This is a genomic window from Micrococcus sp. HMSC31B01 (assembly GCF_001816085.1).
Taxonomy (GTDB): domain Bacteria; phylum Actinomycetota; class Actinomycetes; order Actinomycetales; family Micrococcaceae; genus Micrococcus; species Micrococcus luteus.
The window spans coordinates 1-6694 of the sequence record NZ_KV825208.1 but is presented as its reverse complement, the minus strand read 5'-3'; the positions used below and the strand labels follow the sequence as shown (position 1 = coordinate 6694).

Genomic DNA, 6694 nt, shown 5'->3' with positions numbered 1-6694 from the left:
TCCGGTCGCCCACGACGACGGCGCGCCCTTCCGGAGGAGGACCCGCCGTCGTCGTGGGGTGGGGACGGGCGAAGCCCGTCAGGCGGGCCGGATCAGGCCGGGACCACCGGGTGGGAGCGGGTGGCGACGACCTGCTCGTCGTGCAGCTCGCGGTCCTGGATGCCCTTGGGGACGAACAGGACGGCGATGAGCGAGATCGCGGAGATCACGATGATGTACCAGGCCACGTTCTCCCAGCCGGTCTTCACGAGCTGGTCGGCGAGCAGCGGGGCGAAGGCGCCGCCGATGATGGTGCCGAGCGCGTAGCCGATGGAGACGCCGGAGAAGCGGACGCGGGCCGGGAACATCTCGGCGTACATCGCCGACTGCGGACCGTAGGACGGACCCAGGCCGAGCGTCAGGACGAACAGGCCCAGCGAGAACAGCGGCAGAGACGCGGTGTTCAGCAGCCCGAACAGCGGGAAGGCCCAGACGATCAGGAACCCGTAGCCGAGGACGAAGGTCAGCTTGCGGCCGATCTTGTCCGAGACCCAGCCGCCGAGCAGGGTGAAGATGAACCAGCCGACGCCGCCGACGAGGCTCGCGATGAGCACCTCGGAGGAGGTCATGCCCAGACCCTTCGGACCGCCGTACTTCGAGAACCACGCGATGAGCAGGTAGCCGACGCCGTTGTTCGCGGCGAAGATCACGGCGGCGAGGATGACCTCCTTGGTGTGGTGCCGGAAGAGCTCGCCCAGCGGGGCGGACTCGTCCACCTTGAGCTGCTGCATCTCCTTGAAGACCGGCGACTCCTCGACGGCCTTGCGGATCAGGTAGCCGACGACGATGAGCACCACGGAGATCAGGAACGGGATGCGCCAGCCCCAGGTGAGGAACTGCTCCTCGGACATGGTGGAGCGCACGATGAACAGCACGCCGGTGGCCAGGATCATGCCCAGCGGCACGCCGATCTGCGGGGCGGAGCCGAACAGGCCGCGCTTGCCGTGGGGGGCGTGCTCCACGGACAGCAGCGCCGCGCCGCCCCACTCGCCACCGGCGGACAGGCCCTGCAGCAGGCGGAGGGCGACGAGCAGGATCGGGGCCCACACGCCGATCTGGGCGTAGGTGGGCAGCAGGCCGATGAGGGTGGTGGCCAGGCCCATGCCGATCAGCGTGAGGGACAGCACGAGCTTGCGGCCGAAGCGGTCGCCGAGGTGGCCGGCGATGATCGCGCCGAGCGGGCGGACGAGGAAGGAGATGCCGAGGGTGACCCACGCGGCGATCTGGGAGCCGCTCTCGCCCATCGGCTGGAAGAAGAGGGCGGCGAAGACGAGCGCGGTGGCCTGGGCGAAGATGAAGAAGTCGTACCACTCGATGGTGGTGCCGACGACGGTGCCGGCGATGACCTTGCGCTCCTCGCGGCGATCGCGCGCGGGGGCGGGCGCCGCGGGGGATGCGACGGTGTGGCTCATGGATGCTCCTGGGATGCGGGGCGGCGGCCGCCCGTGAGGCGGCGGCAGGACGGTGTGGTTCCCGACCGATCGGTCGGGAAGTGACACCCGTCACCGTATACGATCCCCTGTGACTCACGCCACGATCCGGGCTGATGACGGGAATGTGACGCGGCCGGGCCGGGACGACGACGGCGCCGCGCCCCTCGCGCGAAGGGTGCGGCGCCGTCGTCGGTGGCGGGGTGTGGCGGCTCAGCCGCGGCCGGTGAACTCCGGCTTCCGCTTCTCCTGGAAGGCCTGGAAGCCCTCGGCGTAGTCCGCGGTGCCGCAGAGCTCGCCCTGGGCGATGTTCTCCGCGTCGAGGGACTCCCACAGGCCCACGCGGTGGTCGCGGACCTGGGCCACGAGCTCCTTCGACGCGCGGAACGCGAGGGTCGCGCCGGAGGCCACCTGGGCGACCTTGGCGCGGGTGAACTCCAGCAGCTCGTCCGCGGGCAGGGCCCGGGAGAACAGCCCGGCCTGGACGGCCTCGGCGCCCGAGAGGAGCTCGGCCGTGTAGATCAGGTCGAGGGTGCGGTGCGCGCCCAGGCGCTCGGTGAACAGCCAGTGGCCGCCCGAGTCCAGGGTGGCCCCGAGGTTCGCGAACGGCGAGCCGATCTTCGCGTCCTCGGCCACGTACACCACGTCCGTGGCGATCGCGAGGCCGAGGCCCACGCCCAGGCAGGCGCCCTGCACCGCGGCGAAGGTGGGGACCGGGATCTCGGACATGGCCCGCAGCACCGGGGTGACCCTGTCCCGCAGGTAGGCGGTGGCGTCGTCCTCGGCCGGGACCACGGCGGAGATGTCGCGGCCCGCGCAGAAGCCGCGGCCCTCGCCGCGCAGCAGCACGGCCCGGACCTCGCCGGACTCGACGCCGGCGGCGGCCCGCTCGTAGGCGGCCTGGAGTTCGGCCAGCGCGGCCTCGTCCAGGGCGTTCATCCTCTGGGGGGCGTCCAGCACGATCTCGGCGACGCCGTTCTCGACGGTGATCTCGATCATCGGGGGCTCCTTCGGTCTCGTGGGCGGGCGCTCAGGCGTCGAAGTCCAGCGTGATCGAGTCGGAGGTCGGGCGGGTCTGGCACGTGAGCACGTAGCCCTTCTCCACCTCGTCCTTCTCGAGCGCGTAGTTCTCGTCCATCTCGTACGCGCCGTCGACGACCTTGGCGCGGCAGGTGCCGCACACGCCGCCGGCGCACGCGAAGGGCACGTCCGAGCGGACGCGCAGCGCCGCGTTGAGGACGGTCTCGTGGGCGGACTTGGGGGACTCGACCTTGGCGGTGAGGCCGTCGAGGTTGAACTCGATGGTCACGTTGTCGCCCTTCGGGTCCACCTCGACGACACGTCCGGAGTGGCCCTGCGGGTTCTCCGGACGGCCGGTGGTGAACAGCTCGAAGCGCACGTCGTCCTCGGACACGCCGCGGGCGGCGAGCGTCTCACGCGTGAGCTGCACGAGCTCGAACGGGCCGCAGAGGAACCACTCGTCGGTGCCCTCCACGTCGATCACGCGGTCCAGGAGGGTGGTGAGCTTGTCCTCGTCGATGCGGCCGGAGAGCAGCGGGGACACGCGCTGCTCGCGGGAGAGCACGTGGTGCACCGTGAACCGGGCCGGGTACTTGTCCTTGAGGTCGCCGATCTCCTCGGCGAACATCACGTCCATGGCGGAGCGGTTCGCGTAGACCAGGTCGAAGCGCGAGGTCTCGGAGGCCGCGAGCACGGCCTTGGCGATCGCCATGATCGGGGTGATGCCCGAGCCGGCCGCGAACGCCACCAGGTGCGTGTCCTTCTTCTCCGCGACCTTCTCCGCCGCCACCTTCTGGGCGTCGTTGAGAGAGGTGACGTGCGTGCGGGACGTGAACGCGCCCTGCGGGTTCATCACGTCGATCTTCTCGCCGACCTCGAGGCTCTCGTTGGCCCACGTGGAGAACTTGCCGCCGATGTCCTTCTTCACGGCCACGCGGATCTCGCCGCGCTTCGGGACGGCGCAGATCGAGTAGGAGCGGCGCACCTCGGCGCCGTCGAGCTCCTTGCGCAGGGCCACGTACTGGCCCGGCACGTAGTCGTAGTCGTCGGCGAGCTCCTCGGGCACCGCGAAGGTGATCTCCACGGAGTCGTCGGTCAGGCGGCGCAGCTCGGACACCTCGAGGGTGTTGAACGTGGCGCGGCGCTTGCCGGTGGTGGGGACGTCGGTGGTCTCGGTCATCAGTGCACCTTGAAGTAGTCGAAGGGCTCGAGGCACTCCCGGCAGGTGTAGAGGGCCTTGCAGGAGGTGGAGCCGAAGCGGGTGATCTCGCGGGTGTTCAGGGAGTGGCAGCGCGGGCACTTCACGGCCATGCCGATCATGACCGGGCCGTCCGTGGTGCGCGCGACGGGCGGGGCGATGCCGTACTCGTTGAGCTTGGCCTTGCCCTCGTCCGTCATCCAGTCCGTGGTCCACGCCGGCTGGAGCACCAGGCGCACCTCGGCGTCGGGGAACCCGGCGCGCTCGAGCGCGCGGGTGACGTCCGTGGTGATGGTGTCCATGGCGGGACAGCCGGAATAGGTGGGCGTGATGACGACGACGGCCCTCTCGCCCTCGGCCCGTGCCTCCCGGAGGATCCCGAGGTCCGCGATGGACAGCACGGGGATCTCCGGGTCGTGCACGGTGGAGGCCGCATCCCAGACCCGCGCGTCGGCGGGATCGGCGGGGCGCAGCTCGCCGGCGGTGGTCACCAGGTCGCTCCCGGGTGACGGCGGGCCAGGGACTGCATCTCCGCGAGGATGTACCCGCGGTACTCGCTCATGGCCCCGGAGCGGTCGCCGCCGCGGGCGGTGCCCGTCGTCGGGACGGTCAGGCCGGCCTCCTCGATGGCCGCGCGGATGCGGGTCATCGTCGGCTCCTCGAGCGAGGACGGCAGCACGGCGACGCCCTGCTCGGCGAGGGCGCGGACGACGTCGTCGTCGTGGAAGAGCTCGGCCACGTAGGGCCACAGCTCGTCCAGGCCGCGCTGCATGCGGCGCTTCGACTCCTCGGTGCCCAGGCCCAGGCGCTGCAGCCACAGGGCGGCGTGGTCCTGGTGGTACAGGACCTCCTTGAGGGCCTTGTCCGCGATGGCGGCGAGCGTGGGGTCGGCCGACTCGCGCAGGCGGGTGTACAGCTCGTACGAGTAGAACGAGTAGTACAGCTGGCGGGCGATCGTCTTGGCGAAGTCGCCGTTCTCGGCCTCCACGAGGCGGACGGAGCGGAACTCCTCCTCGTCGCGGAAGTACGCGAGCTCGTCCTCGGTCTTGCCCCACGCGGTGCCGGCGTAGGAGAGGAGGAAGCGGGCGTGGCCCACGAGGTCCAGGGCGATGTTGCCCAGGGCGATGTCCTCCTCGAGCTCCGGGGCGCGCGAGATCCACCAGGACAGGCGCTGGCCGAGCATCAGGGCATCGTCACCGAGGGCGAGGGCGTAGCGGGCGACGTCGTCGCTCGCCTTCTGCTCGCCGGCCGCGATCTCCTCGGCGGTGATGGCCACGCCCGCGGAGTGCCTCGTGGCGGAGTCGTTGGTCGCGAAGCTCACAGGTGCGGCACCCCCTCGGACTGCTGGTAGTAGGTGGCGTGACGGTAGGACTTGCCCTGCGCGGACTCGAAGAAGCCGCCCTTGGAGTCCGGGTCGGAGGCCGCGATGGCCTCGGCCGGGACGACCCACACGGAGGTGCCCTCGTTGCGGCGGGTGTACAGGTCACGCGCGTTGCGCAGCGCCAGGGTGGCGTCCGGGGCGTGCAGCGAGCCGGCGTGCACGTGGGAGAGGCCGCGGTTGGCGCGGACGAAGACCTCCCACAGGGGCCAGGCGTGGGAGGCGGCGGTGGTCTCGCTCATGGGTCAGGCTCCGATCAGGTGGGTCTCGGCCGGCGCGTTCTGCTCGGCCTGGCGGCGGGCGTAGGCGGCGGCGGCCTCGCGGACCCAGGCGCCCTCCTCGTGGGCCTGGATGCGGCGGGCCATGCGCTGGGTGTTCATGGGGCCGTCGCCCTTGATCACGGACATGAACTCGTCCCAGTCCAGCTCGCCGAAGTCGTAGTGGCCGCGCTCCTCGTTCCACTTCAGGTCCGGGTCCGGCAGGGTGAGGCCGAGGGCCTCGGCCTGCGGGACGATCATGTCCACGAAGCGCTGGCGCAGGTCGTCGTTGGAGAAGCGCTTGACCTTCCAGGCCATGGACTGGCGGGAGTTGGGGGAGTCCTCGTCCGGCGGGCCGAACATCTGCAGGGCCGGGCCGTAGAAGCGGTCCACGGCGTCCTGGGCCATCTGCTTCTGCTCCGGGGTGCCGTGCGAGAGCTCGTAGAGGATCTCCCACCCCTGGCGCTGGTGGAACGACTCCTCCTTGCAGATGCGCACCATCGCGCGGCCGTACGGGCCGTAGGAGGCGCGGCACAGCGGCACCTGGTTGCAGATCGCGGCGCCGTCGACGAGCCAGCCGATCGCGCCCATGTCCGCCCAGGTGCGGGCCGGGTAGTTGAAGATCGAGGAGTACTTCGCGCGGCCGGAGAGCAGCTGCTCGTTCAGCTCGTCCCGCGGGGTGCCGAGGGTCTCGGCGGCGGAGTACAGGTACAGGCCGTGGCCGGCCTCGTCCTGGACCTTGGCCATGAGGATCGCCTTGCGCTTCAGGGAGGGGGCGCGGGTGATCCAGTTGGCCTCCGGCTGCATGCCGATGATCTCGGAGTGCGCGTGCTGAGAGACCTGGCGGGTCAGGGACTTGCGGTACGCCTCGGGCATCCAGTCGCGGGGCTCGATGCGCGAGTCCTCCGCGATCAGGCGATCGAAGTTCTCCTGGCCGGCCGCATCCTCGGGGGACGGGACGGAGGCCAGGTGCTGGGGGGAGCTGGTCTGCGTCATGGGGATCACCTCACGCTGAGTGCGGGCTGGTTCCGTGGTCAGGGCGCACCGGGGCGCACCGAATTACTGACCGCTCGTTCAGGATAGGCCAGGGTGTGACCTCGGTCAACACGCCGAGGCGCGCGGGGCCCGGGTGCGACGCGGCCCTCGGGACGGTGCGGGAGGGTTGGCTCCTGCACAGGCGTTCCGACGGCGTCCCCCATCCCCGGATCGTCCCTCACCGCGGTTGCGGGACCCGGGCCCTCCCTACGGTGGCCGCATGTCACCCCTCATCGGACCTCAGCAGATCGCCACGGCCCTGCGGGCCGCCGGACTCGACGACGACGCCGCCCGCCTGGCCGCGTGGGCCGGCCCCGCCCGGCGCGAGCGGGAGGCC

7 protein-coding genes are annotated in these 6694 nt (G+C 71.1%); all 7 read right to left on the bottom strand.

All coding sequences use genetic code 11. From position 1 onward, the window contains the following. Nucleotides 1-92: 92 nt before the first annotated feature. Entirely contained in the window at nt 93-1451 is a 1359-nt protein-coding gene (locus HMPREF3105_RS08160; protein ID WP_070709171.1) for an MFS transporter, read from the bottom strand. A 231-nt stretch (nt 1452-1682) separates the two neighbouring features. Then, nucleotides 1683-2468 (bottom strand): enoyl-CoA hydratase/isomerase family protein, encoded by a 786-nt coding sequence (locus tag HMPREF3105_RS08155; RefSeq protein WP_049146507.1) that lies wholly within the window; start codon nt 2466-2468, stop codon nt 1683-1685. A gap of 31 nt (nt 2469-2499) precedes the next feature. After that, nucleotides 2500-3669, bottom strand: coding sequence for a 1,2-phenylacetyl-CoA epoxidase subunit PaaE (gene paaE / locus HMPREF3105_RS08150; protein WP_061866839.1), 1170 nt, complete (start codon nt 3667-3669; stop codon nt 2500-2502). Then, on the bottom strand, nt 3669-4178 hold the full coding sequence (gene paaD, locus HMPREF3105_RS08145) for a 1,2-phenylacetyl-CoA epoxidase subunit PaaD (RefSeq protein WP_041102598.1): 510 nt from the start codon (nt 4176-4178) through the stop codon (nt 3669-3671). Before paaD ends, paaE begins: the two co-directional genes overlap by 1 nt. Further along, a complete protein-coding gene (gene paaC, locus HMPREF3105_RS08140) occupies nt 4175-5008 on the bottom strand; it encodes a 1,2-phenylacetyl-CoA epoxidase subunit PaaC (protein ID WP_041102600.1) in 834 nt (277 codons plus the stop codon). Before paaC ends, paaD begins: the two co-directional genes overlap by 4 nt. Beyond that, a complete protein-coding gene (gene paaB / locus HMPREF3105_RS08135) occupies nt 5005-5307 on the bottom strand; it encodes a 1,2-phenylacetyl-CoA epoxidase subunit PaaB (RefSeq protein WP_020624884.1) in 303 nt (100 codons plus the stop codon). Before paaB ends, paaC begins: the two co-directional genes overlap by 4 nt. A 3-nt stretch (nt 5308-5310) precedes the next feature. Then, complete coding sequence (gene paaA, locus HMPREF3105_RS08130) at nt 5311-6318, bottom strand: 1,2-phenylacetyl-CoA epoxidase subunit PaaA (protein ID WP_036316646.1); 1008 nt, start codon at nt 6316-6318, stop codon at nt 5311-5313. Nucleotides 6319-6694 lie beyond the last annotated feature (376 nt).